Below are 26,828 nucleotides of genomic sequence, written 5' to 3' on the forward strand. Positions count from 1 at the left end.
GCACCGCCTGCGGTGGTAACCGTCAGACACCGGCCGTCGAGGTGATCCAGGCCCGGTTGTACGCGACGCTGCCGTAGTTCTGGATGCTCGATCCGTCGGCGGTGGAGGCGACCCCGACCTGCCGGCCGTTGTAGAACTGCGGGCCGCCCGAGTCGCCGCGCCACGCGTTGCCGTTGATCCGGGTGCTGCGGATCGCCTGGCCGCCGTACGCGTCGGTGGCGTTGGTGCTGGTCACCTGCACCGAGGCGGTCTTGAGCTGGCTGGAGGCCCCGCAGCCGCTGTAGCAGGTCATGCCCCAGCCGTAGATGGTGTTGGTGGAGCCGACCGGCGGGTTGCTGCTGGCCAGGCTGACCGCGGTGGTGCTGACCGTGCTGGACAGCCGCAGCAGGGCGAGGTCGTTGCGGGTGTAGGAGGCGCTCACGGTGCGGGTGGTGCCGCCCGAGGCGTAGTAGACGCTGCCGACCCGGACGGACATGGTGCCGCTGACGCAGTGCCTGGCGGTGAGCACCCACTGGGCGGAGATGACGCTGCCGGAGCAGGTGAACGACCCGTTGCTGAAGACCGCGGCGGCCCAGGGGGCGGAGGAGACGGTGCTGCCGCCGATGATCGGCTGCGGACCGGCCGGGGCGGCGGTCGCCCCGGAGGCGGCGACGAGGACACCGGCGAGGGCGGTGGTGAGCACCGCGAGCGTGGAGCGGAGACGCATCGGGGGGACTCCTTCGGGTCGGGCCCGGGGTGGCCGGGCGGGGGTCGGACGTCGGGGTGGGGGTGGCCCCTCGGGGACGCCGACCATGCATCGATGTATCTCGATGAGGCTAGGGGGCGGTGAGCGGCTTCACAAGGGTGGCATCGAGATCAACCAATGTGACAGGAATGACCCGGGATGTGCTCGTCCCTGTTTGTCGGATACCGGTCGTAAATCTGGCGTTGAGCCGCGTATTGCCTGCTCAGGTAGGGTGTGTCGGAGCGACGCGACGGCAATCGGCAACAAATCCGTATCAGAGCGGCAACGAACGGATCTCGACCGCACGTCCCGGCGACCGGTAACGTCGATCACTGCCTGAACTGCGCCCGGCCGGTGCGTCCGGACCGGAATCTGCCAGGTACGCTGGCCTCGCTCGCCCGTAGTGGGCCGGCACCCAACTGCGTACACAGTCAGGAGTGCCCAGTGCCTCGCGTCGTCGTCGACGTCATGCTCAAGCCCGAGATCCTCGATCCTCAGGGCCAGGCCGTCGCAAACGCGCTGCCGCGGCTCGGCGTCGGTGACGTCGCCTCCGTCCGCATCGGCAGGCGGATCGAGATCGAGTTCACCGGCGAACCGGACCTGGACCGGGCCCGGGAGATCGCCGACAAGCTGCTCGCCAACCCCGTCATCGAGGACTTCACCGTCCGGGTCGAGGCCGACGAGACCGCGGACGCGAACTCGTGACCGCCCGCGTCGGAGTGGTGACCTTCCCCGGCTCGCTGGACGACGGGGACGCCGCCCGCGCCGTGCGGATCGCCGGCGCGGAGCCGGTCCGGCTCTGGCACGGTGACCCGGAGCTGCACAGGGTGGACGCCGTCGTCCTCCCCGGTGGCTTCTCCTACGGCGACTACCTGCGCTGCGGCGCCATCGCCCGGTTCGCACCGGTGATGGAGAGCCTGGTCGACGCCGCCCGAGGCGGCCTGCCGGTGCTCGGCATCTGCAACGGCTTCCAGATCCTCTGCGAGGCCCACCTGCTGCCCGGCGCGCTCACCCGCAACCAGCACCTGCACTTCCGCAACCGCGACCAGGTCCTGCGCATCGAGTCGGTCGGCACCGCCTGGACGAACACCTTCCAGCCCGGCCAGGAGATCCTCGTCCCGGTCAAGAACGGCGAGGGCTGCTACGTGGCCGACACCGCCACCCTCGACGCCCTGGAGGCCGAGGGTCGGGTCGTCGCCCGCTACGTCGGCGGCAACCCGAACGGCTCGCAGCGGGACATCGCCGCGATCACCAACGCCGCCGGCAACGTGGTCGGCATCATGCCCCACCCCGAGCACGCGGTCGAGGCGCTCACCGGCCCCTCCCTGGACGGCCTCGGCTTCTTCACCTCGGTGCTCAAGCACCTGGTGGGGACGCCGGCGTGACGGTGCGCGGCGGCAACATCGGTCGGCTCCACCGCCCCACCGGCGGGTACGAGCGCAGCGAGGAGAGGTCATGACCACCCACCAGGACCCGGCCGTTCGGGCAGCCGCGGGCGTCGCCCCGGCGGAACCGCACGCGGCCGTCGCGCCGGCCGACGCCGGTCGGCACAGCGGTCCGACGCCGGCCACCGACTGGGCCGACGGCGTGGACACCGTGCAGCGGGCCGCCGACACCGGCGACGAACTCCAACCGTACGCCGAGCTGGGCCTGCGCGACGACGAGTACGACCGGATCCGGCACATCCTCGGCCGCCGCCCCACCCAGGCCGAGCTGGCCATGTACTCGATCATGTGGAGCGAGCACTGCTCGTACAAGTCGAGCAAGGTGCACCTGCGCCAGTTCGGCGAGAAGGCCCCGCCCAGCGACCGGCTGCTCGCCGGCATCGGGGAGAACGCAGGCGTCGTCCGGGTCTCCGACACGCTGGCCGTCACCTTCAAGGTCGAGTCGCACAACCACCCGAGCTTCGTCGAGCCCTACCAGGGCGCGGCGACCGGCGTCGGCGGCATCGTCCGGGACATCCTCGCGATGGGCGCCCGCCCGGTCGCGGTGATGGACCCGCTGCGGTTCGGCGCGGCCGACCACCCGGACACCGCCCGGGTGCTGCCCGGCGTGGTGGCCGGCGTCGGCGGCTACGGCAACTGCCTCGGCCTGCCCAACATCGGCGGTGAGCTGGTCTTCGACCCCTGCTACCAGGGCAACCCGCTGCTCAACGCGCTCTGCCTCGGTGTGCTGCCGGTCGACCGGTTGCAGAAGAAGGACGCCGCCGGCCCCGGCAACGTCGTGGTGCTGCTCGGCGCGAAGACCGGCCGGGACGGCATCGGCGGCGTGTCGGTGCTGGCCAGCGCCACCTTCGACGAGGGCAGCGAGCAGCGCCGCCCGTCGGTGCAGGTCGGTGACCCGTTCATCGAGAAGCTGCTGATCGAGGCGTGCCTGGAGCTGTACGACGCCGAGCTGGTCGTCGGCATCCAGGATCTCGGCGGTGCGGGCCTGACCTGCGCGCTCACCGAGACCGCCGCGTCCGCCGGCACCGGGATGCGGGTCTGGCTGGAGCGGGTCCCGCTGCGCGAGCCGTCGATGGAGCCGCACGAGATCCTGGCCAGCGAGTCCCAGGAGCGGATGCTGCTGGTGGTCACCCCGGACAAGCTGGAGGCGGTGCTCAAGACCGCCGAGAAGTGGGGCGTGCTCGCGACCGCGATCGGCGAGGTCACCCCGCCCGCGCCCGACGGCCGGCCGGGCCGGCTGCTGGTCACCTGGAACGACCACGTGGTGGTCGACGTACCGCCGGGTTCGCTGGTCGACGACGGCCCGGTCTACGCCCGCCCGATGCGCGAGCCGGCCGACCTGATCCTGCTCCAGGCCGACCGGGCCGAGACGCTGCCCCGGCCGAGCAACCCGGAGGCGCTGCGGGAGACCCTGCTGCGCATGATCGCCTCGCCGAACCTGGCCGACAAGACCTGGGTCACCGAGCAGTACGACAGGTACGTGCTGGGCAACACCGTGCTGGCCCAGCCGGAGGACTCCGGCGTGATCCGGATCGACGAGCAGACCGGCCTCGGGGTCGCCCTCTCCGTCGACGGCAACGGCCGGTACGCGCGCCTCGACCCCTACCAGGGGACGAAGCTGGCGCTCGCCGAGGCGTACCGGAACGTGGCGGTGACCGGCGCGAAGCCGATCGCCGTGACCAACTGCCTCAACTTCGGCTCGCCGGAGGACCCGGGCGTGATGTGGCAGTTCGCCGAGGCCGTCCGCGGCCTGGCGGACGGCTGCCTGGAACTGGGCATCCCGGTGACCGGCGGCAACGTCAGCTTCTACAACCAGACCGGTGCCGCCGCCATCCACCCGACCCCGGTGGTCGGCGTGCTGGGTGTGCTGGACAACGTGGCCGACCGGGTGCCGATGGGCTTCGTGCCCCGCGCCAACGGCGACCACGACCAGGTCTACCTGCTCGGCGACACCCACGTGGAGCTGTCCGGCTCGGAGTGGGCCTGGGTGACGCACGAGCACCTCGGCGGCATGCCGCCGCAGGTCGACCTGGGCCGGGAGCGCCAGCTCGCCGAGCTGATGGCCGAGGCGGCCCGGGTGGGTCACCTCAGCTCCGCGCACGACCTGTCCGACGGCGGCCTGGCCCAGAGCCTGGTCGAGTCGAGCCTGCGCCGGGGTGTCGGGGTCCGGATCGGCGTGCCGGAGCGGTTCGCCGACGGTTCGCTGCCGTTCGTCTTCCTGTTCAGCGAGTCGGCCGGTCGGGCGCTGGTGACCGTGCCCCGGGGGCACGAGAAGGCGTTCACCGCCCTCTGCGACGAGCGGGGCGTGCCGTGGGAGCAGATCGGCGTGACCGACCCGGCGAGCGGTGTCCTGGACGTGCACGGCCAGTTCCGGATCGGCCTGGACGAGTTGCGGGCCGCGCACACCGCGACCCTGCCCCGGCTCTTCGGCGGCCCGGAGGCGGCCCAGGTGCAGGTCGAGGCGGTCCGGACGGGTACCACCACGATCGCGCCGGCCACCGCCACGCAGCCGGTGGACGTGCCGGAGCGGCAGCAGCCGGCGGACGCGGACGACCCGGCCGCCGAGGCGGTGGCCGCCCCGACGACCGACGCCCCGGTGTCGGGCGGTCCGACGTCGACCGGCCCGGGGTCGGACGCCCCTGAGGCCCGCGCCACCGTGGCGGACGAAGCCGCTGGTTCCGCGCCGGCACCGGACGCCCCGGCGGCAACCGCGCCGCCGTCGGACGCCCCCGCCGGCCCGGCGACCGGGTTCACCCCGCAGGCCGACGCGGCGACCTCCGACGCCGGTGACGGGCAGCGCCCGACGCCCGATCAGCGCTGAGGCGGTGGCCTCGGCCGTCCACGTTCAACCCGGGTCGGGTGCCCGCTTCGACTGGGGGCTGACCGGGGCGGCGGAACTCGGCCGGGTCTGTGCCGTACTGGTGGTGGTGGACGTCCTGTCGTTCACCACCGCCGTCGAGGTCGCTGTCGCCCGGGGGGTACGGGTCCACCCGTTCCCCTGGGGCGAGCAGGCGGCCGACTATGCGCGACGGGTCGGCGCGGTGGCGGCGGTGGGCCGTCGGCAGACCACCAGCGAGCACCCGTGGTCGCTGTCCCCGGCGGCCCTGGCCGGCGCACCCGTGGTCGGCGATCTGGTGCTGCCGTCGCCGAACGGCTCCGCGATCAGCGCCGCCGCCAGCGCCACCGGCCGGCCGGTGGTCGCGGCCTGCCTGCGCAACGCCCGCGCCGTCGGGCGGTGGCTGCACCACCAGGGGTACGGCACGACGGACGCCCCGGTCGGGGTGATCGCCGCCGGTGAACGCTGGCCGGACGGCACCCTGCGCCCCTCGGTGGAGGACCTGCTGGGCGCGGCCAGTGTGCTGGATGCCGTCTCCGGGGTGCCCGGTGGGCTGTCGGTGGAGGCGGCGATGGCGCTCGCCGCCCTGGCCAGCACCCCGGACGTGCCGGCGGCGGTACGTGGCTGCGTCTCCGGCCGGGAGCTGATCGAGAGCGGCTTCGCCGGGGACGTCGAGGCGGCCGTGCAGCGGGACGTCTCGACAGTGGTGCCGCTGCTCCGCCAGGGTGTCTTCTCGGCCGGCTGACCCGGCCCGCCGGAACCGTGCCGGCCTGCCTGGAGGAATCGACCCGACCCGCGACGACGGTGGGCCGCCCCGATACGCATCGGGGCGGCCCACCGTGGTTCGTTGTCGCCGGTCCGGGTCAGTCGTCCAGCCAGTCGAGGCGGCGTCCGCCGCGCTCCGGGGGCGGGCCGTCGGGGCGGGCCCGACCGGACGGGGGCTGCTGGTCGCGACCGGGCTGACCCTGCTCGCCGTAGTAACCACCCTGCTGGTCGTAACCCTGCTGGTCGTAGCCGCCACCGCGCTGCTGCGGGGGCTCCTGGCCGTAGCCGCCCGGCTGCTGCTCGGCACCGTAGCCACCGGCCTGACCGTAGCCGCCCTGCGGGGCGCCGTAGCCGGGCTGCTGGTCGTACCCGCCGCCGCGCTGGTCGTAGCCGCCCTGGTGGGCACCCGTCGGCTGTTCGTACCCGCTCTGGTGGGCGCCACCCCGCTGGTCGTACCCGCCGCCGCGTTGGTCGTAGCCGCCCTGGTGGGCACCCGTCGGCTGGTCGTAGCCGCCGTGCTGGCCGCCCTGGTGGGCACCGGGCTGCTGGTCGTAGCCGCCACGCTGGCCGCCGTAGCCCTGGTCCGGGCCGGCGTCGTACCCGGCCTGCTGGCCGTACCCGCCACCGGCGTAACCACCGGTCGGCTCGGCACCCCGACCGTAGCCACCCTGCTCGGACTGGCCGTAGCCGCCCGCGCCCGGCTGGCCGTACGCGTCCGGCTCCGGCTGGTAGGTGCTCGTCGGGTACGGGTCGGCAGCCGGCGCGTACGAGGTGCTGTCGCCGGTGTAACGGCCGGTGGGCTCGTCGTAGCGTTGCTCGCCGCCGAAGCCGCCGGTCTGCTCCTGCGCCGGGTAGCCGGCACCTGCCGTCGCGCCGTAGTCCCGGCCGCCGTAACCGCCACCGGAGGCGGGCGCGTTGCCGTAGCCACCGCCCGACGCGGGCGCGTTGCCGTAGCCGCCACCGGAGGCGGGCGCGTTGTCGTAACCACCGCCCGACGCGGGCGCGTTGCCGTAGCCACCCCCGGAGGACGGCGCGTTGCCGTAGCCGCCACCGGCCGGGTTCGCCGCGCCGTACGCGCCTGCGGCGGCACCTGCGGCTCCGGCCGCGCCGTAGCCGCCGCCGGAGGCGGGTGCGGCACCGTAGCCGCCCGGCTGTCCGCCGTAGCCGCCCGGGCCACCGGGCTCGTCGCCGTAGCCGCCGGCACCGGCCCAGTTGTCCTGCGGTGCGCCGTAGGGCTGCGGTGGCGCGGCGTACGGGTCCGGCGGGACGTCGTCGACGACCGGTCGCTGCAACATCGTCGGCGCGTCGCTCAGCGCGGAACTGCCGACCATCGTCGGGTCGGGGCCGGCACCGACCCGGTTGACCACCCGGGTCTGGTCGTCGGTGCCGCGTGGGCTCCGGGGGCCGGGGACGTCACCGGCCGCAGCGGCGCCGGCCGGTCCGTTCCCGTCGTCGTCGGCGTTCCTGCGGCGGATCCAGAGCAGCACGATGGTGCCGACTCCGGCCGCCACCAGCAGACCGCCGAGCAGGATGATCAGGAAGGAGCCGAACCCGCTGTCGTCGTCCTGCGAGGCGGCCTGCTGCTGCCCGCCGGTCGGTTCGGCGCTCTCCTCGGTGGTCTCTGCGGTCGTCTCCTCCGAGGGGGTCGGCTCGGCGGAGGTCGACGGGGTGGCGCTCGGGCTCACCTCGACCTTCAACGCCAGGCTGATCCGCTGGTTGCTCAGGCTCTGCCCGGCCCCCGCGCTGATCGGCTTGGTGGCGACGACGCCGTCCTTGCTGGCCCCGAGCACCATCGAGCCGGGCGCGATCGGGTTGGAACTCGACCCGGTGATCCGGAAGTTTCCGCTGCCGTCGCTGGTGGTGTTGAACTGCTTGCCGGTCGAGTCCTCCAGCCCCACCACCGCGTTGGGCACCGCGTCGCCGGTGGCCGCCACGACCACCTTGCCGGAGATCGACTTGACGGTCGGCTTGTCCTGCGGCGCGGTGGTCTGCGGCGCGGCCTTGGCCACCAGGGTCACGGTCGTGCTGGCCGAGTTCTCGGCGCCGTTGGCGTCGACGGCCTTCACGGTGATCGTGGCGGACCCGCTCGACGCGTCGTCGGCGAGGGCGAAGCTGGCGCTCGACCCACCGCTCTGGTCGACCTTGTTGCGACTGCAACCGTCGACGCAGCGGAGCTTGCCGTTGCTGGAGGAGACGGAGACGTCGACCGGAGAGCCGTCACCCACGGTGAGCGAGTAGTTGACCCGGGTAGTCTTCCCGGCCTCGACGGAACTCGGGGACGCCGACACGTTGTTGACGCTCGGAGCGGCGAAAGCGGGTGTGGCGGGGACGGTGAGCAGGGCGCCGGCCACCAGCGCTACGACCACACCGGCCCGCTGCGTCCAGGCACGTCGGTGTGTTGACACGTCCACCGCCTTCCGGTCTGACCTCCCCGGCGGGGGCCGGGGATCATCACGGTACGAATACGCCGTCGGCAACTATGCCTTGTCTGACCGGATCGGCGCGACCCAGGGGCCAGCGTGGCGCTCCGCGGCCAGGGGTCGTATCGTCCCGTCGTGTCCTCTCCGCACATTAAGTCCGCCGCGGTGTTGGCGGCGCTGACGGCGCTCGATGAGGGGCGTACCCCCGAACGACAGGTGTACCGCGAGGCGGTCCGTGCCCTTCTGACCGCCCTCGCGGAGCGTGCCCCCGGCCGATCGGTGGAGGTGCGTGTCCCACCTTACGGTGCAGTTCAATGCGTGCCCGGGCCCCGACACACCCGGGGTACCCCGCCGAACGTGGTGGAGATGGCACCGGACACCTGGTTGGCGCTTGCCACCGGACGGCTGTCGTGGGCGCGGGCGGTCACGGACGGTCGCGTACAGGTGAGTGGAAACCGGGCGGATCTCGCTGACCATCTGCCGCTCTAGCTGCACCGTTCCGCTCGACGGTGTGACGGTGTGGAGGCAGATCGTGACTTTCTGTATCGACTCGTGTTCGCGTACACTGTCAGGCGACGACAGTGGTCCAGGGCCGAAAGGTGCGGAGCAGCCCCCCGGCTCCGCCAGGCCAGTCCAGACCAGCATGAGGGAGCGGCAGTGCCCCGAGGCGATGGCCGGCTGAGCCACGACCTTGACCCCCAGCGACCCGGCCCCCAGGACGCCTGCGGCGTCTTCGGCGTCTGGGCGCCGGGCGAAGAGGTTGCCAATCTCACCTATTTCGGACTCTACGCACTCCAGCACCGGGGCCAGGAGGCCGCCGGCATCGCCGTCAGCGACGGCTCGGGAGTGGTGGTCTACAAGGACCTCGGCCTGGTGGCCCAGGTGTTCGACGAGCCGACCCTGAAGAGCCTGCGTGGCCACCTGGCGATCGGGCACGCGCGTTACTCCACCACCGGCGGCTCGACCTGGGAAAATGCCCAGCCGACCATCCGGTCGACCACCTCCGGCACCACGATCGCCCTGGCGCACAACGGCAACCTGGTGAACACCGCCGAGTTGCAGAAGGAGGTCGCGGAGCGCGGCCTGCTCGACGACGGGGCAACCAACGACACCTCCCTGGTGACCATGCTGCTGGCCAGCCGCCCCGACCTGTCGGTGGAGGCCGCCGCGCTGGAGGTGCTGCCGCAGCTGCGCGGCGCGTTCAGCTTCGTCTTCATGGACGAGTCGACCCTCTACGCCGCCCGCGACCCGCACGGCGTCCGCCCGCTGGTACTCGGCCGGCTGGAACGCGGCTGGGTGGTGGCCAGCGAGACCGCCGCGCTGGACATCGTCGGCGCGAGCGTGGTCCGGGAGGTCGAGCCGGGCGAACTGATCGCGATCGACGAGGAGGGCCTGCGGTCCAGCCGGTTCGCCGCGCCGGAGCCCAAGGGCTGCCTCTTCGAGTACGTCTACATCGCCCGCCCGGACGCCACCATCGCCGGCCGCAACGTGCACGCCGCCCGGGTGCAGATCGGCCGGCAACTCGCCAAGGAGCACCCGGTCGAGGCCGACCTGGTGATCCCGGTGCCCGAGTCGGGCACGCCGGCGGCCATCGGCTACGCCGAGGCGTCCGGCATCACCTACGGCGCCGGCCTGATGAAGAACCCGTACGTCGGGCGGACCTTCATCCAGCCGTCGCAGACCCTCCGCCAGCTCGGCGTGCGACTCAAGCTCAACCCGCTGCGGGAGAACGTGCGGGGCAAGCGGCTGGTCGTGGTCGACGACTCGATCGTGCGCGGCAACACCCAGCGGGCGATCGTCCGGATGCTCCGCGAGGCGGGCGCGCTGGAGGTCCACGTCCGGATCTCCTCCCCGCCGGTGAACTGGCCGTGCTTCTACGGCATCGACTTCGCCACCCGGGCCGAACTGCTGGCCAACGGGCTGGACAACGAGGGCATCCGGCGCTCGATCGGCGCCGACACCCTCGGTTACGTTTCGCTCCCCGGTCTCATCGCCGCGACCGAACAGCCCAGGAGCAGGCTCTGCCGGGCCTGTTTCGACGGGGAGTACCCGATCGACCTGCCGGCCGGGAACCTGATCGGCAAGCACGTGCTCGAAGGGGTGGGCCGGCGGGTCGCCGACGCCCCGGACACCTCCGCCGAGCACCACACACCGCTCGTCGCCACTCCGGGCGGCGCGACCGCCCACCGCCCGTAGCACACCGGGGTCGCCCGGCCACCGTCGGCGCGGCACCGAGAACCACAAAGGGGAGAACCGTGACCTACGTGTCCGAGCGCAGCGGCGCAGGAAGCAGCCCGAGCGGTGCCGGTGGCGACCGCCAGCCCTGGACGGCGGGGACCGGTCGCACCACCCGCAAACGCTCGGTCTCGTACGCCGACGCCGGGGTGTCGATCGAGGCGGGCGACCGGGCGGTCGAGCTGCTCAAGTCGAAGGTGAAGGAGACCCGGCGGCCGGAGGTCATGGGTGACCTGGGCGGCTTCGCCGGCCTGTTCCGGCTGGACACCAAGAAGTACAAGAACCCGATCCTGGCGTCCTCCACCGACGGGGTGGGCACCAAGCTGGTCATCGCCCAGCAGCTCGACATCCACGACACGATCGGCATCGACCTGGTCGCGATGGTCGTCGACGACCTGGTGGCGTGCGGGGCCGAGCCGCTGTTCCTCCTCGACTACATCGCCACCGGCGAGGTCGTGCCGGACCGGGTCGCCGAGATCGGCGCGGGTATCGCCGACGGCTGCCGGTACGCCGGCTGCGCGCTGCTCGGTGGCGAGACCGCCGAGCACCCGGGCGTGCTGCGTCCCGACGAGTACGACGTCTCCGCCACCGGGGTCGGCGTGGTCGAGGAGAGCGAGATCCTCAGCCCGGACCGGGTCGAGGTGGGCGACGTGGTGATCGCGATGCGCTCGTCCGGCCTGCACTCCAACGGCTACTCGCTGGTCCGGCACGTGCTGCTCGGTGCCGGCCGGATGCGGCTGGACGTGGTGATCGACGACTTCGGCCGGCAGCGCACCCTCGGCGAGGAGCTGCTCACCCCGACCAAGATCTACGCGCAGGACTGCCTGAAGCTGATCACCGAGGCGGAGGTGCGCTCGATCGCCCACGTCACCGGCGGCGGCATCCCCGGCAACCTGGTCCGGGTGCTGCCCGAGCACGTCGACGCGGTGGTCAACCGGGCCACCTGGAAGCCGCAGCCGATCTTCGACCTGATCCAGTCCAAGGGCCGGATCGAGGATTCGGAGATGGAGTCGACGTTCAACATGGGCGTCGGCATGTTCGCCATCGTCTCCGCCGAGGACGCCGACCGCGCGCTGGCCACCCTCGCCGGCCGGGGCGTGGACGCCTGGCAGGCCGGCGAGATCATCGAGGGTACCGGCAACGTGCAGATGGTCGGCCAGCACACCCGGGGCTGAGTGGCGTGGCCGCTCGGCCGGCTGCCTGGTCGGGGGTTCACCCGAGCAGCCGTCGCCGCCTAGCCTGAAGGACACTTCGGGCACGGGGGAGGAGGGTCGATGGCTGCTCGGTGCGGGTCCGTGGCGGGAATGCGGGGGATCGCGGCGGTCCCGTCGTACGTGGTGATGCAGCCGACGACGCTGTGCAACCTGGACTGCGCGTACTGCTACCTGCCGCACCGGGCGGCCGACCGGCGGATGCCGGTGACGGTCGCCGAGGCGGTCGCCGCCGCGGTGACTCCCTGGGCGGCGCGGGGCCGGTTCTCGGTGGTCTGGCACGGTGGTGAGCCGCTCGCCGCCGGCCGGGAGCACCTGGCGGCGCTGATGGCCGCGTTCCCCGCCGGGGTGGAACACCACGTGCAGACCAACGCCACCCTGATCGACGACGCCTGGTGCGCGTTCTTCGCCGCGCACGGGGTGCGGGTGAGCGTGAGCGTGGACGGCCCGCCCGCCCGTAACGGCGACCGGGTGACCCGGGCCGGCCGGCCGGCGTACGACCGGATCGCCCGGGGGGTCGCGGCGCTGCGCCGGCACGGCCTGCCGTTCTCGGCGCTGGCGGTGGTGAGCCGGCCGACGCCGGGGCTCGCCACCGAGCTGTACGACTACTTCCTCGACCTGGGCTGTGACGTGCTCGGGCTGAACATCGAGGAGACCGAGGGGGTCAACACCCGCAGCAACGCACACGACGCGGCGGCGGTGACCGCGTTCTGGGCGGAGCTGGTGACGGCCTGGCGGCGGGCGCCCCGGGTGCACCTGCGGGAGATCGAGTGGTCGCTGCGGTACGCGGCGGCGGTGCTGGACGGCGCGCAGGGCGACCTGCTGCCCCGGCAGCTCGACCCGATCCCGACGATCGGGTACGACGGCTCGGTGACCGTGCTCTCCCCCGAGCTGGCCGGCTTCTCCGACGCCCGCTACGGCGACTTCAGCAGTGGCAACGTGCTGGCCACCCCGCTGGCCGAGATCCTGGCCGGGGCGGCGGGCACGGACTGGGTGGGTGAGTTCCTCACCGGCGTCGAGGCGTGCCGGTCGTCCTGCCCGTACTTCGGCTTCTGCGGCGGTGGTCACGCGGCCAACCGCTACTTCGAGCAGGGACGGTTCGACGGTACGGAGACCGAGCACTGCCGCAACAGCAAGATCCGCCTATTGGAGGGAGTGTTGGCGCATGCCCGAGACCACGAGTCACCGGCCCGCTGAGCGGGTCGGCACCGGCCCGGACCAGGTCACCGACCGGGTGCGGGAGGCCGCTGGAGGACTCTCCGCCCTGCTCCACGAGGCCGAGGCCGCCCGTCGTTCCCGCGCCGAGGTGTCGGGCGCGGAGGGTGCCGGCGCGGTCTGCGCCTGGAACCACTTCGAGAACATCCCGACGTTCTACAACTGGAACAACCGGCCGCGCTGAGCAGGGACGCCCGGCCTCGCCGTACGACGACGGGTCATGGCCACCGGTGATCAGGGACCGCGCCGACCGGCCGGAGTGTGCTCCGGGCTGGCGGGTTCCCTGATCACCGGTGGTGACGCTGCTCTGGTCGGGCACATGCGTGAGCACGCGGAGAGTTGCCGCGTGCTCAGTGTGACCGGAGGTCAGCGGGTCGGAGGAGCCCAGGGGTCCGGGTCGTCGTCCGCATGATCCTCATCGTCGTCGTCGACATACTCTTTGTAGTCGTCGTCGAAGTGCTGCTCAGACTTCCCACCAGCACCCGCCAGTTCGCGCTGCAAGGCGGTGAGGTCGGTGTTCGGGGAGTGGTACTTCAACTCCCGCGCCACCTTCGTCTGCTTGGCCTTAGCACGGCCGCGCCCCATGGCTCGACCCCCTCGCACAGAATGCGGGGCAGCCCGAAGGCGGGCCCCGATGACGTCAGGCATCTCTCGTGGCTCTTACGGTACATGGGGATGCCACCGTTCGGCACCTCGGGTTACCGTCTGCCGGCCCTGCGCGTCGCAGTCACCCGGCAGTCACCGAGTGTACCCGGTAAGGGGTAGGCGCTGGACCGCCCGTGACACTGGTCAAACTACTGAAAAAGCCGCGAAAAGCCATGCTACCGCGTGCTCCGCCCGCCGGTGGCCGGCAGCCGCACCGGGCCGGGCCGCTCCGTCCGGGCGTCCCGGGCGCGGACCGTCGCCACGCCCGGGACGCGCGCTCAGCCCAGGTGGATGGCGCGCAGCCGACCCACGTCGGCCATCCGGCGCTCGGCCAGCCGGTCGGCGGCCACCGCCGGGGGCACACCCTCATCGTCGGCCAGCCGGAGGATCTGCCGGGTGGTGTCGAAGATCCGGGTGGCCCGCAGCTTGGCCCGGTCGAAGTTGAAGCCCTCGATCTCGTCCGCGACCTGGATGACCCCGCCGGCGTTGACCACGTAGTCGGGGGCGTAGAGGATGCCCCGGTCGGCGAGGAGCTTCTCGATGCCGGGATGGGCGAGCTGGTTGTTGGCCGCGCCGGCGACCACCCGGGCCCGCAGGGCCGGCACGGAGTCGTCGTTCAGGGCGCCGCCCAGCGCGCACGGGGCGTACACGTCGATGTCGGCGGCTACCAGCGCGGCGGTGTCGGCGACCAGGGCGACCCCGGGGTGGTTGGTCCGCGCCCACTCCAGCGCCCGCGGGTCGACGTCGGTCGCCACCACCTCGGCCCCGTCGTCGACCAGGTGCCCGGTCAGGTGCCTGCCGACCTTGCCCAGCCCGGCCACCCCGACCCGGCGTCCGCGCAGGCTGGGGTTGCCCCAGACGTGCTCGGCGGCGGCCCGCATCCCCTGGAAGACGCCCCAGGCGGTGAGGACCGAGGAGTCCCCCGCCCCGCCGTGCTCCACGCTGCGACCGGTGACGTACCGGGTCTCCCGCGCGATCACGTCCATGTCGGCCACGTAGGTGCCCACGTCGCAGGCGGTGTAGTAGCGCCCGCCCAGGGACTGCACGAACCGTCCGTACGCGCGCAGCAGCGCCTCGCTCTTGACCTGGTCCGGATCTCCCCAGATGACCGCCTTGCCGCCGCCCAGGTCCAGCCCCGCCAGCGCGTTCTTGTACGCCATCCCGCGCGAGAGGTCCAGCACGTCGGCCAGCGCCGCCTCCTCGCTGGCGTACGGGTAGAACCGGGTGCCGCCCAGCGCGGGCCCCAGCGCGGTCGAGTAGATCCCGATGATCGCCTTGAGGCCGCTCTGCCTGTCCTGGCAGAAGACGACCTGCTCGTGACCGGCCGGTCCGGGGTCGTCGGTGCTCACGAATACGCCCATGGCTCACTCCTGGTGTCGGTGTGCGCCCTTGTGGGGCGCGGACCTTCTCGGCCGGCGGGGATGCTGCCGGCGCTGGTCAGCCTAATATCGGTCGGAAATGGTGCCGTCGTCCACGTCGCGCGCGACCCGGTCGTCCGGGCGTCGTCCGTCGGCGGCGCGGTGGGCGTCGCCCGCCGGTCCGCTCCGGGCGTCGCCCGCCGGTGGCGTTCCGGTCGCCTCCGACGGCGGCGGCACCGGTAAGAGGTTTCGTGGGAGGATCGCGCGGTGCCGTCGCTCTTCGCTTCTTACCTGCGCGTGTACGAGCCGCTGACCGCCTTCGACCGGGACCGTCAGTCGTACTGGCGGCGTTACGTGCGGGAGGGTCGGGCGGTGGCCCCGTTGGAGGGGCCGGGCCGGCAACGGAGCGCGGTCATCGCGGCGCTCGGCGCGGGCTGGACGCGACTGCCCGACCTGCCCGACGAGGCGTACGTGCTGGAGGTCGACGACGCGCTGCTGGTCTGCCCGTGGAACCTGCGGGTCCGGGTGGCCGAGGCCGCCCTGAGCGCCCGGGAAGGGGTGCCGTCGGTGATCGCCGACGCGTTCGTCCCGCCGGTGCTGGCCGGGCAGGCCAAGACCGTGGTGGAGGACTGGCGCAGCGGTGCCCGGGTGCTGGAGCACGGGGTGCCCCGGTTGCACGAGCAGATCGCCACCTGGGGGGTGCCGCTGCGGTGGTTCGTGCTGGTCGAGGCGGGCGAGCGGGAGCTGGTCACCCGACCGGACCGGCGGGCGCTGCGCTACCGCACGGAGATCTCCAAGGCCCGTCGGCGGGCCTCGCGGGCGCTGGCGGTGCTCAGGAAGTCGATAGGTGCCGCGCCGATCACCGAGGCGGTCGAGGAGGCCGCCCGGTGGCTGGAGGAGTTCCACCCCCGGTCGGTGGTCGAGTTGGACTACGGCGGCCTGGTGCAGTTGCTCTCCGACGAGACGTTGGCCGCGGACGACTCTCCGGAGCTGGTGGCGGGCGGCCTGGCCGGGCTCTCCCGGGGCGAGACGGACGAGGCGTCGGCGGCGTACGACCGGTTGGTGGCGCGGTGGCGCGCGATCCAGTTGCTGGAGCGGTGCAATTGACCGTATATCGCCCATTCGAGCTGTCAATTATGAGTCACACTCGTAGTTGACGCATCACGAACCGTGATCATGAGTCCGAATAAGGTACTTTCTGCCGTGTAAAAGTCAGATAAATCGGGCATGGTTCATCCGTCCGTCTAGGGACCTTCGGCCGTTCGGCCCATGTCGGACATCGGGGACTAGCCGGACCATGGGAGACGCGTCGGCCGGCGGGACCCCGGCCGATGTCTATCCATGTGGAGGAGTGACCGATGGCATCGCGAACGCACGAACCAGAGCCGCTACTCACGCCGGCCGAGGTGGCGTCGATGTTCCGTGTCGACCCGAAGACGGTGACCCGGTGGGCCAAGGCGGGGAAGCTCAGCGCGATCCGAACCCTGGGCGGACACCGTCGGTACCGTGAGTCGGAGGTGCGGGCGTTGCTACAGGGCCAGATCCCCCAGCAGCGCCAGGGAGACTGACCCGGTCAGAACGTTACGGACCTCAGGGGCGGGCGGACGTCGCAGCAGCGACGTACCACCGCCCCTGAGTCGTCTCCACCCCCGGCCGCTCCGGCGAGCCCGCCCGCCGGACCCGGTCACCCCGGCGGGCCGGTCAGGCTGATCCGGATGCCGACGGTGCCCGCCTCACCCCGGCGCAGCCGGCTGCCGAGCAGGGTCAACCGCCCCAGCAGCCGGTACTTGCGCTTGAGCAGGTCGCGGATCCGGCTGCTCTCCTGCGGACCGCAGAGCACCGCGTGACCCGGCACCGCCTCACCCAGCGGACGGCCGCGCACGTCGCACGGGGCCACCGTCACCGTGCCGTCCCGCCGGATCCGCTTGACCTTGCCCGAGTCGGCGACCGTCCAGACCGCCAGCGTGTCGTCGTCGCGGACCGCCCAGACCGGGGTGGACACCGCGCGGCCGTCCTTGCGGAACGTCGTCAACAGGATGTACTTCTCCGCCGCCAGGCGGTCCAGGTCGGTCACGCCGCCCAGGATACGGCGGACGGACCCGGATACCGTGCAGGTCGTGACCGGAGAACCTCGACTCGGCGACGTGTTCGGCGAACTGCTGCGTGACGCGTACGCGGTGCACACCGGGGTCGGCCCCCGGCCGCTGGTCGGCGGGCGGCTGCCCCGACCGGTCATCGAGATCATCGAACGGGACGACGGACTGGTCAACGGGGCGCCCGCCGCGCACTACCTGGACGGGCCGGAACACTGGCAGCCGTACGACCACCGGGCCGTGGAGCGGACCCGGGGCGCCACCCTGGACGTCGGCGTCGGGGGCGGGCGGATCGCGCTGGTGCTCCAGGAGCGCGGCATCCCCGTCACCGGGCTGGACACCTCGCCCGGGGCGCTGCGGGTCAGCCGGCACCGGGGCGTGCGGGACCTCGTCCTCGGCACCGTCGACGAGCACGTCGCCGACGGCCGGCGTTACGACACGTTCCTGCTGCTCGGCAACAACCTGGGGCTGTTCGAGGGGCGGGAGCGGGCACCGGCGTTCCTCGCCGCGCTGGCCGCCCTGGCCCGGCCCGGTGCGCAGATCATCGCGCACGGCACCGACCCGTACGGCACCACCGACCCGGTGCACACCGGCTACCACGAGCGCAACCGGCGGCGGGGGCGGCTGGGCGGGCAACTGCGGCTGCGGCTGCGCTACCGCGAACTCGGCACGCAGTGGTTCGACTACCTGGTCTGCTCCGCCGAGGAACTGGCCGAACTGGTCCGGGGCACCCCGTGGCGGCTGACCGACGTGGACGACCGCGACGCCCCGTACTACCTGGCCACCCTGCGGTTGACCGGGCGGTGAGCGGGGGGCCCGGACGGGCCCCCCGCGCCCGCGTCAGACCTGGACGGTCGGGGGAAGCGGCTCCGGGGGGAGGCCGCCGTCGCCGTCGACCACCTCGTCCGGGGTGCCGTCCTCGTCGATGTCGACCATGGTGATGTCGACCTTGCCGTCACCGTCGGTGTCGAACTGGAACAGGTCCGCCCGGCCGTCGCCGTCGGTGTCCACCACCCACACGTCGGTCTTGCCGTCGTTGTTGGTGTCGGCGCGGAGCAGGTCGATGCGCTCGTCGCCGCGCGTCTCCACGACCGCCGTGCCGTCGGTGGTGCCGCTGTCCACGGTCTCCGGTGCCTGGCTCATGTCGACTGGTTCCTTCCCTTGGCGTTGGCCCGTCAGTACCCGGTGCGGCGGTCCCCCACGCATGCCGCCGGGAACGGTGCTGCATAGGGTCGCACCCATGAGCCAGCGGAGCGAGCGGCAGGGCGTGCCGGAGACCCCGTACGCCGCCGTGCGCAGTGAGGGAGCGTCCATGAGTCGTCTTGTCGTCGTCGGGGCCGGCACGATGGGGCTCGGCATCGCCTACGTGGCGGCCGGTGTGGGCTACACGGTCGAACTGGTCGAGGTGGACCGGGCGCGGGCCGGGGCCGCAGCCGACCGCCTCGACGAGCTGTGCGCGCGGGCGGTGCAGCGGGGGAAGCTCGACGCCGAGGCCGCCGCCGCGCAGCGGGACCGGATCACCCTGCGGGGGGCGCTCGCCGAGGTCGCCCCGGCACCGGAGGTGATCGTCGAGGCGGTGCCCGAGCGGCCCGACCTGAAGCGGTCGGTGCTCGCCGAGGCCGAACGGCTGCACCCGGCCCTGCTGGGCAGCAACACCTCCAGCATCCCCATCGGCGAGCTGGCCGAGGGGCTGGCCCGGCCGGAGTCCTTCCTCGGGCTGCACTTCTTCAACCCGGTCTGGGCGATGACCCTGCTGGAGGTGGTGGTCGGCGCGGCCACCGCGCCGGAGACCACCGTGGCGGCCGTGGCGCTCGCCGACCGGTTGGGCAAGGACCCCGTCGTCGTACGCGACCTGCCCGGCTTCGCCACCTCCCGGCTCGGGGTGACCCTCGGCCTGGAGGCGATCCGGATGGTCGCCGACGGGGTGGCCGCACCGGCCGACGTGGACAAGGCGATGGTGCTCGGCTACCGGCACCCGGTCGGCCCGTTGGAGCTGACCGACCTCGTCGGGCTGGACGTGCGGCTGGACATCGCCCGTACCCTCCAGGCCGCCTACGGTGACCGGTTCGCCCCGCCGCCGCTGCTGGTCGAGATGGTCGCCGCCGGGAAGCTCGGCAAGAAGTCCGGCCAGGGCTTCTACGTGTGGAAGGACGGTCGCCGGCAGTGAGCGGGCTACGGGTGGAGGAGCTGCCCGACCGGGTGGTGGTGACGCTGGACCGGCCGGAGAAACGTAACGCCATCGACGCCGACCTGATCGGCGCGCTGCACGACGTCTGCGCCGCGCTGGAGGCCCGGCCCCGGCTGCTGCTGCTCACCGGCGGAACGGACGGGCTCTTCGCCGGCGGGGCCGACATCGGTCAGCTGCGTGAGCGGGGCCGGCTGGACGCGCTCGCCGCGATCAACTCGGCGGCCTTCGCCCGCCTGCGGGCGCTGCCGATGCCGAGCGTGGCGGCGGTGGACGGCCCCGCACTGGGCGGCGGTGCGGAGCTGGCGTACGCCTGCGACCTGCGGGTGTGCACGGCACGGGCGGTCTTCGGTCAACCGGAGGTGCGGTTGGGCATCCTGGCCGGCGCGGGGGCGACCCACCGGTTGCCGGCCCTGGTGGGCGAGGGCCGGGCCAAGGAACTGCTCTTCACCGGCCGCCGGGTCGACGCCGACGAGGCGCTGCGGATCGGCCTGGTCAACCGGGTGGTGGCGGAGCCGGCGGAGCTGCTGCCCACCGCGCACGGGCTGCTCGACGAGATGGCGAAGGGTTCCGCCCTGGCGTTGCGGCTGACCAAGCTCGCGGTGGACGCCCCGCCCGGTGCCCACCCGCAGCTCGATCTGGTCAGCCAGGCGGTGCTCTTCGAGGACGAGGAGAAGCACCGCCGGATGACCGACTTCCTGGAACGTCGCCGGCCCCGCTGAACGTCGGCGGGGGCGGCACCTCGACCGGTGCCGCCCCCGCCGACGTCGCGTCAGTGCCGGATCGGTACGCCCGCGTCGGCCAGTGCCTTGATCAGTCCGGCGGACTCACCGAAGCCGATGACCAGCACCGCCTCCGGCTGGTAGTTCTTGATCTCGCCGGCCAGGCTGCCGAAGTCGACGGGCGGGGCCTTGGCGTCGGCCGGCGGCTCGTAGGTGAGCAGCTTCACCCGGTCGGTGCCGAAGCCGGCCCGCTCCAGCTCGGCGCGGACGGTCTCCTGGAGGCCCTCGCCGTAGGAGTCCTTGCGGGCCACCACCACGATCTTGTGCGGGCCGTCCCGGAGGATCACGTCGGCCAGCGCCCGACCCTGGAGGCTGTCCGGCGGGGCGGTCCGGAAGTAGAGGCCCTTGTCGTCGGCCTGGCTCAACCCCGCGTCGGTGTTGGACGGCGAGAACAGGATCTTGCCGGCCGCCACCACGTCCGGCAGCACGGCGGCGGAGATCCCGGACGCGGCGGCCCCGATGATGACCTGGACCTTGTTCCTGACGTGCGAGGCCACGGTGGCCTTGGCGACGGCCGGGTTGGTGCCGTCGTCACCGTCGAACCAGGTCACCGGGTCGCCGAGCACCCCGCCCGCGGCGTTGATCTCCTTGATCGCCAGTGCCACGCCGGCGGCCAGCGGCGGATAGGCCAGGGCCAGGTCGCCGGTCTTGGGCAGCAGGCCACCGAGGATCAGCGGGGAGCCGTCGCTGCGGTCGTTGCGCCCGCCCCGCTGCTTCTTCGGCTTCGGCGCGGCCTTGGTGCTCACCCCGGACTCGTCCCCCGCGCCGACGAACTCGGTCTTCGCGTCGTTGATCTTCTGGTTGTCGAAGTGCAGGGTCGCGTAGCTGGCGGTGGCCGGCTCACCGAGATCGGTGAACCCGGCCCGGTTCAGCGACGGGCCGCGGTACTCGATGTCCTGACCGTCCCGGGCCAGCGCCAGGCAGCTCGCCGCGTCCGTGCAGCGCTGGCCGTTGGTGGTCACCCCGACGATCTGCTTGGCGATGTCGGCCGGATCGGTGCTGCCGGCGAGCTGGGCGGCCAGCGCGCTGATCATCACCGCGTCGTACGACTCCGCCGCGTAGAGGTAGTCGGTCAGCTTCGCGTCGACGGTGCGCAGCCGCTGCTTGAAGTCGTCGCTGAGCGGCGTGAGCGGGGTGGTGCCCTTCATGCCGTCGACGAGGTCGGCCCGGTCCTTCAGCTCGGCGGCGAAGGAGTTCTGCATGTTGCCGTCGGTGCCGTACAGACGCACCTGCGGGGTGGCCGCCTCCTCGGGCTTGTCGGTCGTCCCGCACGCGCTGACGGCGAGCAGCAACGACGCACAGGCCGCCAGGATGGCCGCGCGCGGGCCGCGGGTTACGAGCATGGTGGTCCTTCCTCCGGCGCAGGTCCGGTGCGCACCATAGCGTGCCGGCGGGGGCCGTGGGACCAGGGAGGCGGCCCTCGTCGTCGGCCCGACAGTGCAGCGCACGCTGCGTCACGTTGTCCCGGCAGGTGGTCACCGTTTCCGGTGCCCGAGCGCTTGACCTGGCGTCCTACTGTGCCGCTGGTGACCGACGTACCGGATCAGACGCTCGCTGACGCTACCGCCGTACTCCATTCGGCGCTGACCGGGGACGGCGCCGCCGTGGTCGGCACATTCGACGCGGTGGTGGACCGGTCGGGGCTCGCCGGGGCGTACACGGTCGCCTGGACCCTGGCCGCGACGATGGTCGGCGACCCGCCGCCGCCCGGCGCGTGCGCGTTGGACTTCCCCGGCATCGACGAGGCGGGGTACGACACCCGCTGGGTGGCCCGGTTCGTCAGCGCGTACGCCAACCACGACGCCGACACCGGCGAGGCGCTGTTCGGGGCGGCGGTCGCCGACGGGCAACTGCCGGACTGCCTGCTCACCCTCGCCGGTTCGGCGGTGGCGACGCTGCGCAGCCGGGCCGGCTGACCCGCCCGGCCCCACCGCCAGTCGGCGGCAGGGCCGGCGGCGCGGATCAGTACGCGTGGTACGCCACCAGCGGCTCGTACTCGTAGCGCAGGTTGGTGAAGCGGACCTTGAAGTTCGCGCCGTCGCGCACGTTGGTGGCGACGGTGATCCAGTCCGACTTCGCCGGCAGGTAGGTGAGGTAGTTGCACTTGTTGGTCTTGTCGATGAAGACCACGCACGCCTCGGTGCCGAACTCGCTGCTGTTCTTGACGTTGACGTCCTTGCACCTGGTGCTCGCCTTGTACGGCCCGGCGTCCCCGCCCCACCCGCCGACCTGGAAGTACGACCGGACCGCCCCGCCGTAGCAGGTGGCGGCCGACGCGGAGAGGTTCGTCTCCGGGGCGGCCTGGGCGGGTGTGCCGAACCAGAGCAGGGGCAGGGTGGCGGCGAGCGCGGTCAGCCGGGCGGTCCGGGATGCCATGGTGGTGCCTCCAGGGGAAGAGGGGCGGACCCTGAGTTGCGAACAGGGTGCGGTGAGTGGCGATGATATCTGTCGATCTCTGATCCCGCTGTGACAGAACCGTGAACCCGCTGTGGTACCAGTGACGCATGTCCGAGGCGATGCTCAGCAAGGTGCGCAAGCTCCTGGCCCAGGCCGAGGACCCGGCCTGCACCCCCGCCGAGTCGGCCGCGTTCACCGCCAAGGCCACCGAGCTGATCGCCCGGTACGGCGTCGACCGGGCCCTGCTGGCCGCCCGCGACCCCACCACCGACCCGGTCGGCGACCGGGTGGTCGACGTCGTCGCCCCGTACGCCCGGGACAAGGCCGGGCTGCTCGCGGCGGTGGCCGACCCGCTGCGCTGCCGCTGCGTACGCCGGCCGGACGGCAGCGGGTTCGCGCTGCACCTGTTCGGCTTCGCCAGCGACCTGGAACGGGTCGACCTGCTGTTCACCTCGCTGCTCGTGCAGGCCGCGCACGGGCTCGCCGGCACCGCCGTACCGCCCGGTGAGCAGCCGGCCGCCTTCCGCCGCTCCTGGCTGGCCGGCTTCGCCCGGGTGGTCGCCGAACGGCTGCGGGCCGCCGAGGCGGGCGCGGCGGCGGAACGCGGCACCCCGTCGGTGGCGCTGGTGCTGGCCGACCGCTCGGACCGGGTGGCCCGCCGGGTCGCCGAGGTCTACCCCCGGCTGCGTACCGCGCCGACCCGCCGGCTCGCGGGCTCCGGTTTCGGCGCGGGCGCGGCGGCCGGCCACCGGGCCGACCTCGGCGGTCCCGATCCGGTCGGTCGCCCGACCGGCCGGACGCCGCTGGGCGGTCCGCCCCGCTGACCGGCCCGGTCCTCCCGCGTGGTGCGCCCGCCCCTCAGAGCGGGTCGGGGGCGGTCCGGCTGACGGTGCCCTGGTAACGGCCGAGCAGTTCGTACCAGCCGGCGGTCAACGCCGCCCGGTAGCCCTCGGCGGCCTCACCGTGCCTGTCGAAGTGGCGGTGCTCCAGCTCGACGCGGGTCCGTCCGGACTCGTCCGGCAGGAACAGCACCTCCACCTCGCTGGCCCGCGCCGGATCGGGCACCGGCACCCGGTCGGGGCCGAGCTGCCAGGTGAACACGAGCCGACGCGGCGGGTCCCAGGTGAGCACCCGCCCCCAGTCTCCCCGGAAGCCGTACGGGCCGATCTCGTAGAGCATGCCGCCGGCCCGGGGTTCCATCCCCAGCTCGGCGAGCGCCGCCGGCCCGGACCAGGTGTACTCGCGGACCCACCAGTCGGCCAGCGAACCGGTGAAGACCGCGAACGCCTGCTCCGCCGGGGCGGGGACGAGGAGGGTGCAGCGCAGCGAGTACCGGTCGACGTCCTGATGGACGCCCTCCGGATCTGGCTTCTCCTGTCCCATAGGCCCGGACCATACCGGCTGGGGATGCGCTCCGCAGCGCCATGTACCGGCTCTTTCCGGTCAGTGGGCAGCGAGGCTCCTGGATGTCCCGGGGTGGGCGGTGCACGGCGGTGGTCGATGCCGGACAGGGCCCGGATACACGAAAACGGTGACCGCGTTTCCGCAGGTCACCGCTCTCTGTAGCCCGGCGAAAGGCTATGTGGCCAGGGGCGGGGTCGAACCGCCGACCTTCCGATTTTCAGTCGGACGCTCGTACCAACTGAGCTACCTGGCCTGGTACTTCGGGACATGGTACCCGGAGGGCGGGGTCTCCGCCGACAGGGTGCCGCGTCCCGATACGCAGAACGCCGCGCATTGGTGCACGCGGCGTCGGCGCTGGCGGTCCTGACGGGACTTGAACCCGCGACCTCCGCCTTGACAGGGCGGCGAGCACTCCAACTGCTCCACAGGACCTTGCTCTGTTGCCTCCGGCTGGGCCGGATCGTGCCCCCAACGGGATTCGAACCCGTGCTACCGCCTTGAAAGGGCGGCGTCCTGGGCCGCTAGACGATGAGGGCGGCCCCGCCATCATTGCACACTCGCAACTTCAAGCGGACTTGCTCCCATCCGGCCCCGCCGGAGGCATGAGAAGCATATGCCATGCCCCGGCGGTCGACCAAACCGGTATGCCCGCCGGGGTGCGGCCCGGCAAAGTAGCAGGTCAGCGAGGTGGAGCGATGCCGAAACGGCGCTTGAGGTCGCCGATGACCTGTGGAACGGCACCCAGGGTGCGGCTCCGGTCGCCTCCGCCGTCGTGCATCAGCACCACCGCACCGGGTCGGGAAGAACTTTTGATCCGTCCGGAGATCACCCCGGACGTGGGCTTCGCCCAGTCCTGGGGGTCGACGGTCCAGTGCAGCGACCGCATGCCGAGTTCCTTGGCGACCTGCACCACCTCCGGCGTCCACCGGCCACCGGGCTGCCGGTAGAACGGCACCTTCGCGCCCGGGACCGCCTTGGTGATGGCCTGGTTGGTGCGCACCAGGTCGGCCCGGATGTCGGCGACCGGCCGGCGGCCCAGGTCGACGTCGTGGTGCCAGCTGTGGTTGCAGAGCTGGTGCCCCTCGCGGACGATCCGGGCCACCAGCTCCGGGTGCTTGCGCACCTGGGTGCCGACCACGCAGAACGTCGCCTTGACCTTGTTCGCCCGGAGCTGGTTGAGCACCCGGGGCGTCCAGGTCGGGTCGGGGCCGTCGTCGAAGGTCAACGCCACCGCGCGTACCCCGGTCGCCTTGCGCAGCCCGGCGGGGAGCGTCTTGGGCTTCGGCCGGAGCCGGGGCTTCGACTTGGTGGTGGGCGCCGGCCTCGGCGACGGGGTGTGGGCCGGCTCCGGCGCGGTGGTGCTCGGGGCGGGTGCCGCTGCCGGCCGGACGTTCCGGTGCTGGTCGCCGCAGCCGGCGACCAGCAGGAGCAGGCCGAGGGCGACCGCCAGGACGGGGCGTGAACGCATCGTCACTCCGGGGGATGGGGTACGCGGACGGCCCCGACGGTAGTTCACGAAAGCGAAATGTGTCAGGTCCGGTCGGCCCCCGTCGACTGGTCCAGCGAGTCCCGTACGGCCAGCGCGAGCGAGACCGCCTCGGCCAGGTCGACCGGGCGGACCACCCCGGCGGGCAGCGTGTCGGCCCGCCAGCCCGGCCCGGCGGCGAGCACCAGCAGCGGCCGGCGGGGCACCGCGAGCAGTGCGGACAGCTGCGTCGGGTCGGCGGTCGGCCGGGTGTGCGACCAGACCACCACGGCCGCCGGCCCGGTCCGGTTGACCGCCTCGACGAGCGCCGCCGCCGGCACCCGGGCCCCGAGCATCCGGTAGCTCACCCCCGCCTCGGCGAGCGCCGCGGCCAGCGCCTCCAGCGGCAGGGTGTGCTGCTCCTCGTCGGCGCAGGAGAGCAGGATGCGGGCCGGCCCGGTGGGCCGGCCGGCCCGGGCGACCGCCGCGAACGCCTCGGAGACGCACCGGGACACCAGGTGTTCCACGTCGATCAGACCGGCGGTGGCGACGTGCCGTTCCCCGATGCCGGCCAGTACCGGCCGGAGCAGCCCCTCCCAGGTGGCGACGACCCCGTCGGTGGCCAGGGCGTGCGAGATCGTGTCGCTGATCACCGCCGAGTCCAGCCGCATGGCGGCGCGGGCCAGTCCCCGGGCCGCCGGACCGGCCCGGCCGACCGGGATGGTCTGCCCGCCGCCGTCACGGCCGGCGCCCGCCCGCAGCCCGGAGGCGACCCCGGCACCGGGGACGACCGGGCTCTGCTTCGCCCAGCGGGCCGCCTCCGCCGGGGTGACCCCCTCGGCGGTGAGCTTGCGCATGATCTCCAGGCGGGCCAGATCGGCAGCCGTGTAGCGCCGGTGGTGGCCCGGGACGTGCTGGCTGGGGCCGAGGCCGTAGCGCTGGTGCCAGGTGCGCAGCGTGGTGACCGCCACACCCAGCCGGCGTGCCACGGCCCCCGCGCTCAGCGGCTCATCGACCACCCGACCGCTCCGACGCGTGGTCCACCCGGTGGCCGGACGGGGTGGTGGAGGCGGCACGGGGATCGCCGGTGGGGGCTTCGGGACCGGTCGGGGTCGGGTGGAGCAGCCGGCTCACCACCCCGCCGAGCCAGGGGGAGTACGTGCGTGGGTCGGCGTCGATCTGGGCCATCAACCGGGCCGGATCGGCCCAGCGCAGCTCGGCCACCTCGTCCGGGTCGGGCCCGAGGGGGAGGTCGGCCGGCACGTCGGCCCGCAGCACGTGGTCGTACTCGAACTCGACCCGACCGGTGGCCGGGTCCTCGGCGTAGTAGAGATAGACGCCGACCTCGGTCAACGACACCGGTCCGGTGCCCAGCTCCTCGGCGAGCCGGCGGTTGGCCGCCTCGGCCAGCGACTCGCCCGGCAGCGGGTGCCCGCAGCAGGAGTTGGCCCAGCGCAGCGGGAACCGGGTCTTGACCCGGGCCCGTTGCTGCAGGAGCACCCGGCCGTCCGGGTCGACGAGCAGCACCGAGAAGGCCCGGTGCAGCCGCCCGGGTGCCTGGTGGGCGGCGGCGACGGTGGCCTCGCCGAGCACCTGGCCGGTGTCGTCGACCAGCTCGACGAGGTGGCCCTCCCGGGATTTCACGCGG

The 26,828-nt window shown here is 73.0% G+C and carries 28 protein-coding genes and 3 tRNA genes; 16 read left to right on the plus strand and 15 right to left on the minus strand.

The features are described 5' to 3' along the window. Window positions 1-22 precede the first annotated feature (22 nt). Entirely contained in the window at window positions 23-706 is a 684-nt protein-coding gene (locus tag ACN268_RS23095) for a S1 family peptidase (protein ID WP_088641950.1), read from the minus strand. Window positions 707-1,168: 462 nt separating this feature from the next. Here ACN268_RS23095 and purS point away from each other — a divergent pair, with 462 nt between their 5' ends. The 4 genes from purS to ACN268_RS23115 all read left to right on the plus strand — a co-directional run bounded on the left by purS (window position 1,169) and on the right by ACN268_RS23115 (window position 5,750). Then, window positions 1,169-1,429, plus strand: a complete 261-nt coding sequence (gene purS, locus ACN268_RS23100; protein WP_088641951.1) for a phosphoribosylformylglycinamidine synthase subunit PurS — start codon at window positions 1,169-1,171, stop codon at window positions 1,427-1,429. Next, a complete protein-coding gene (gene purQ, locus ACN268_RS23105) occupies window positions 1,426-2,109 on the plus strand; it encodes a phosphoribosylformylglycinamidine synthase subunit PurQ (RefSeq protein ID WP_421484975.1) in 684 nt (227 codons plus the stop codon). Before purS ends, purQ begins: the two co-directional genes overlap by 4 nt. Before the next feature lie 70 nt (window positions 2,110-2,179). Beyond that, the gene (gene purL, locus ACN268_RS23110) at window positions 2,180-4,990 is read left to right on the plus strand and encodes a phosphoribosylformylglycinamidine synthase subunit PurL (protein WP_421484976.1); all 2,811 of its coding nucleotides are present in this window, start codon (window positions 2,180-2,182) and stop codon (window positions 4,988-4,990) included. Between the two features lie 4 nt (window positions 4,991-4,994). Then, entirely contained in the window at window positions 4,995-5,750 is a 756-nt protein-coding gene (locus tag ACN268_RS23115) for a 2-phosphosulfolactate phosphatase (protein WP_421484977.1), read from the plus strand. A gap of 118 nt (window positions 5,751-5,868) precedes the next feature. On the opposite strand, the gene ACN268_RS23120 is transcribed toward ACN268_RS23115, so the two are convergent. Beyond that, window positions 5,869-8,175: a carboxypeptidase regulatory-like domain-containing protein gene (locus tag ACN268_RS23120; RefSeq protein WP_421484978.1), complete on the minus strand. Its 2,307-nt coding sequence runs from the start codon at window positions 8,173-8,175 to the stop codon at window positions 5,869-5,871. A 180-nt stretch (window positions 8,176-8,355) separates the two neighbouring features. On the opposite strand from ACN268_RS23120, the gene ACN268_RS23125 reads away from it, so the two are divergent. From ACN268_RS23125 to amcA, 5 genes are all read left to right on the plus strand, one after another. Continuing rightward, complete coding sequence (locus tag ACN268_RS23125; RefSeq protein WP_421486968.1) at window positions 8,356-8,679, plus strand: sterol carrier family protein; 324 nt, start codon at window positions 8,356-8,358, stop codon at window positions 8,677-8,679. Between the two features lie 168 nt (window positions 8,680-8,847). Next, entirely contained in the window at window positions 8,848-10,386 is a 1,539-nt protein-coding gene (gene purF / locus ACN268_RS23130) for an amidophosphoribosyltransferase (RefSeq protein WP_421484979.1), read from the plus strand. Between the two features lie 59 nt (window positions 10,387-10,445). Further along, a complete protein-coding gene (gene purM, locus ACN268_RS23135; RefSeq protein ID WP_421484980.1) occupies window positions 10,446-11,600 on the plus strand; it encodes a phosphoribosylformylglycinamidine cyclo-ligase in 1,155 nt (384 codons plus the stop codon). 129 nt (window positions 11,601-11,729) lie between these two features. After that, window positions 11,730-12,833, plus strand: coding sequence for a cyclophane-forming radical SAM peptide maturase AmcB (gene amcB / locus ACN268_RS23140; protein WP_421486969.1), 1,104 nt, complete (start codon window positions 11,730-11,732; stop codon window positions 12,831-12,833). After that, window positions 12,802-13,035 carry a multiple cyclophane-containing RiPP AmcA gene (gene amcA, locus ACN268_RS23145; RefSeq protein ID WP_420119319.1) on the plus strand — a complete coding sequence of 78 codons (234 nt, stop codon included), beginning with the start codon at window positions 12,802-12,804 and terminating at the stop codon, window positions 13,033-13,035. Before amcB ends, amcA begins: the two co-directional genes overlap by 32 nt. A gap of 182 nt (window positions 13,036-13,217) precedes the next feature. On the opposite strand, the gene ACN268_RS23150 is transcribed toward amcA, so the two are convergent. Together ACN268_RS23150 and ACN268_RS23155 are read right to left on the minus strand one after the other, a co-directional pair. After that, the gene (locus ACN268_RS23150) at window positions 13,218-13,436 is read right to left on the minus strand and encodes a DUF3073 domain-containing protein (RefSeq protein ID WP_088641959.1); all 219 of its coding nucleotides are present in this window, start codon (window positions 13,434-13,436) and stop codon (window positions 13,218-13,220) included. Between the two features lie 338 nt (window positions 13,437-13,774). Continuing rightward, a complete protein-coding gene (locus ACN268_RS23155) occupies window positions 13,775-14,857 on the minus strand; it encodes a Glu/Leu/Phe/Val family dehydrogenase (protein WP_421484981.1) in 1,083 nt (360 codons plus the stop codon). Between the two features lie 264 nt (window positions 14,858-15,121). Between ACN268_RS23155 and ACN268_RS23160 the strand changes: the two genes are divergently transcribed. Continuing rightward, window positions 15,122-15,961, plus strand: a complete 840-nt coding sequence (locus ACN268_RS23160) for a hypothetical protein (RefSeq protein ID WP_088641961.1) — start codon at window positions 15,122-15,124, stop codon at window positions 15,959-15,961. Window positions 15,962-16,212: 251 nt separating this feature from the next. After that, the gene (locus tag ACN268_RS23165) at window positions 16,213-16,422 is read left to right on the plus strand and encodes a BldC family transcriptional regulator (protein WP_007073996.1); all 210 of its coding nucleotides are present in this window, start codon (window positions 16,213-16,215) and stop codon (window positions 16,420-16,422) included. Between the two features lie 116 nt (window positions 16,423-16,538). Here ACN268_RS23165 and ACN268_RS23170 read toward each other — a convergent pair whose 3' ends face one another. Continuing rightward, window positions 16,539-16,928, minus strand: a complete 390-nt coding sequence (locus ACN268_RS23170) for a PPOX class F420-dependent oxidoreductase (RefSeq protein WP_421484982.1) — start codon at window positions 16,926-16,928, stop codon at window positions 16,539-16,541. A 43-nt stretch (window positions 16,929-16,971) separates the two neighbouring features. Between ACN268_RS23170 and ACN268_RS23175 the strand changes: the two genes are divergently transcribed. Beyond that, window positions 16,972-17,754 carry a class I SAM-dependent methyltransferase gene (locus tag ACN268_RS23175; RefSeq protein WP_421484983.1) on the plus strand — a complete coding sequence of 261 codons (783 nt, stop codon included), beginning with the start codon at window positions 16,972-16,974 and terminating at the stop codon, window positions 17,752-17,754. A 33-nt stretch (window positions 17,755-17,787) separates the two neighbouring features. Here the strand turns inward: ACN268_RS23175 and ACN268_RS23180 are convergent, their stop codons facing one another. Next, complete coding sequence (locus tag ACN268_RS23180; protein ID WP_357925163.1) at window positions 17,788-18,090, minus strand: hypothetical protein; 303 nt, start codon at window positions 18,088-18,090, stop codon at window positions 17,788-17,790. Window positions 18,091-18,259: 169 nt separating this feature from the next. Here ACN268_RS23180 and ACN268_RS23185 point away from each other — a divergent pair, with 169 nt between their 5' ends. Together ACN268_RS23185 and ACN268_RS23190 are read left to right on the plus strand one after the other, a co-directional pair. Then, window positions 18,260-19,114 (plus strand): 3-hydroxyacyl-CoA dehydrogenase family protein, encoded by an 855-nt coding sequence (locus ACN268_RS23185; RefSeq protein WP_421486970.1) that lies wholly within the window; start codon window positions 18,260-18,262, stop codon window positions 19,112-19,114. Continuing rightward, a complete protein-coding gene (locus ACN268_RS23190) occupies window positions 19,111-19,854 on the plus strand; it encodes an enoyl-CoA hydratase/isomerase family protein (RefSeq protein ID WP_421484984.1) in 744 nt (247 codons plus the stop codon). Before ACN268_RS23185 ends, ACN268_RS23190 begins: the two co-directional genes overlap by 4 nt. 50 nt (window positions 19,855-19,904) lie before the next feature. On the opposite strand, the gene ACN268_RS23195 is transcribed toward ACN268_RS23190, so the two are convergent. Next, window positions 19,905-21,257, minus strand: a complete 1,353-nt coding sequence (locus tag ACN268_RS23195; protein WP_421484985.1) for an ABC transporter substrate-binding protein — start codon at window positions 21,255-21,257, stop codon at window positions 19,905-19,907. Between the two features lie 183 nt (window positions 21,258-21,440). On the opposite strand from ACN268_RS23195, the gene ACN268_RS23200 reads away from it, so the two are divergent. Continuing rightward, on the plus strand, window positions 21,441-21,830 hold the full coding sequence (locus ACN268_RS23200; protein WP_204928428.1) for a hypothetical protein: 390 nt from the start codon (window positions 21,441-21,443) through the stop codon (window positions 21,828-21,830). Window positions 21,831-21,876: 46 nt separating this feature from the next. Here the strand turns inward: ACN268_RS23200 and ACN268_RS23205 are convergent, their stop codons facing one another. Continuing rightward, on the minus strand, window positions 21,877-22,290 hold the full coding sequence (locus tag ACN268_RS23205; RefSeq protein WP_421484986.1) for a hypothetical protein: 414 nt from the start codon (window positions 22,288-22,290) through the stop codon (window positions 21,877-21,879). Between the two features lie 128 nt (window positions 22,291-22,418). Between ACN268_RS23205 and ACN268_RS23210 the strand changes: the two genes are divergently transcribed. Continuing rightward, window positions 22,419-23,135, plus strand: coding sequence for a DUF2786 domain-containing protein (locus tag ACN268_RS23210; RefSeq protein ID WP_421484987.1), 717 nt, complete (start codon window positions 22,419-22,421; stop codon window positions 23,133-23,135). Between the two features lie 34 nt (window positions 23,136-23,169). Here ACN268_RS23210 and ACN268_RS23215 read toward each other — a convergent pair whose 3' ends face one another. The 7 genes from ACN268_RS23215 to idi all read right to left on the minus strand — a co-directional run bounded on the left by ACN268_RS23215 (window position 23,170) and on the right by idi (window position 26,824). After that, complete coding sequence (locus ACN268_RS23215) at window positions 23,170-23,694, minus strand: SRPBCC family protein (RefSeq protein WP_421484988.1); 525 nt, start codon at window positions 23,692-23,694, stop codon at window positions 23,170-23,172. 200 nt (window positions 23,695-23,894) lie between these two features. Then, a tRNA-Phe gene (locus ACN268_RS23220) sits at window positions 23,895-23,968 on the minus strand. A gap of 102 nt (window positions 23,969-24,070) precedes the next feature. Next, window positions 24,071-24,147 (minus strand) — tRNA-Asp (locus ACN268_RS23225). Window positions 24,148-24,178: 31 nt separating this feature from the next. Further along, window positions 24,179-24,251, minus strand: a tRNA-Glu gene (locus tag ACN268_RS23230). A 143-nt stretch (window positions 24,252-24,394) separates the two neighbouring features. Then, window positions 24,395-25,183 carry a polysaccharide deacetylase family protein gene (locus tag ACN268_RS23235; RefSeq protein ID WP_421484989.1) on the minus strand — a complete coding sequence of 263 codons (789 nt, stop codon included), beginning with the start codon at window positions 25,181-25,183 and terminating at the stop codon, window positions 24,395-24,397. A gap of 62 nt (window positions 25,184-25,245) precedes the next feature. Further along, a complete protein-coding gene (locus tag ACN268_RS23240; protein WP_421484990.1) occupies window positions 25,246-26,199 on the minus strand; it encodes a MerR family transcriptional regulator in 954 nt (317 codons plus the stop codon). Further along, window positions 26,189-26,824 carry an isopentenyl-diphosphate Delta-isomerase gene (gene idi, locus ACN268_RS23245; protein ID WP_421484991.1) on the minus strand — a complete coding sequence of 212 codons (636 nt, stop codon included), beginning with the start codon at window positions 26,822-26,824 and terminating at the stop codon, window positions 26,189-26,191. Before idi ends, ACN268_RS23240 begins: the two co-directional genes overlap by 11 nt. Between the last annotated feature and the right edge of the window lie 4 nt (window positions 26,825-26,828).

Origin of the sequence: Micromonospora sp. WMMD735 (genome assembly GCF_049178995.1) — a bacterium.
Classification (GTDB): Bacteria; Actinomycetota; Actinomycetes; order Mycobacteriales; family Micromonosporaceae; genus Micromonospora; species Micromonospora wenchangensis.

Excerpts from the sequence above, each read along its gene's own strand:
- ACN268_RS23155 (WP_421484981.1), bottom strand. The coding sequence starts at position 14,857 with ATGGGCGTATTCGTGAGCACCGACGACCCCGGACCGGCCGGTCACGAG.
- ACN268_RS23195 (WP_421484985.1), bottom strand. The coding sequence starts at position 21,257 with ATGCTCGTAACCCGCGGCCCGCGCGCGGCCATCCTGGCGGCCTGTGCG.
- ACN268_RS23180 (WP_357925163.1), bottom strand. The coding sequence starts at position 18,090 with ATGAGCCAGGCACCGGAGACCGTGGACAGCGGCACCACCGACGGCACG.
- ACN268_RS23165 (WP_007073996.1), top strand. The coding sequence starts at position 16,213 with ATGGCATCGCGAACGCACGAACCAGAGCCGCTACTCACGCCGGCCGAG.
- purL (WP_421484976.1), top strand. The coding sequence starts at position 2,180 with ATGACCACCCACCAGGACCCGGCCGTTCGGGCAGCCGCGGGCGTCGCC.
- ACN268_RS23210 (WP_421484987.1), top strand. The coding sequence starts at position 22,419 with ATGTCCGAGGCGATGCTCAGCAAGGTGCGCAAGCTCCTGGCCCAGGCC.
- ACN268_RS23185 (WP_421486970.1), top strand. The coding sequence starts at position 18,260 with ATGAGTCGTCTTGTCGTCGTCGGGGCCGGCACGATGGGGCTCGGCATC.
- ACN268_RS23235 (WP_421484989.1), bottom strand. The coding sequence starts at position 25,183 with ATGCGTTCACGCCCCGTCCTGGCGGTCGCCCTCGGCCTGCTCCTGCTG.
- ACN268_RS23215 (WP_421484988.1), bottom strand. The coding sequence starts at position 23,694 with ATGGGACAGGAGAAGCCAGATCCGGAGGGCGTCCATCAGGACGTCGAC.
- ACN268_RS23205 (WP_421484986.1), bottom strand. The coding sequence starts at position 22,290 with ATGGCATCCCGGACCGCCCGGCTGACCGCGCTCGCCGCCACCCTGCCC.
- amcB (WP_421486969.1), top strand. The coding sequence starts at position 11,730 with ATGCGGGGGATCGCGGCGGTCCCGTCGTACGTGGTGATGCAGCCGACG.
- ACN268_RS23150 (WP_088641959.1), bottom strand. The coding sequence starts at position 13,436 with ATGGGGCGCGGCCGTGCTAAGGCCAAGCAGACGAAGGTGGCGCGGGAG.
- ACN268_RS23095 (WP_088641950.1), bottom strand. The coding sequence starts at position 706 with ATGCGTCTCCGCTCCACGCTCGCGGTGCTCACCACCGCCCTCGCCGGT.
- amcA (WP_420119319.1), top strand. The coding sequence starts at position 12,802 with ATGCCCGAGACCACGAGTCACCGGCCCGCTGAGCGGGTCGGCACCGGC.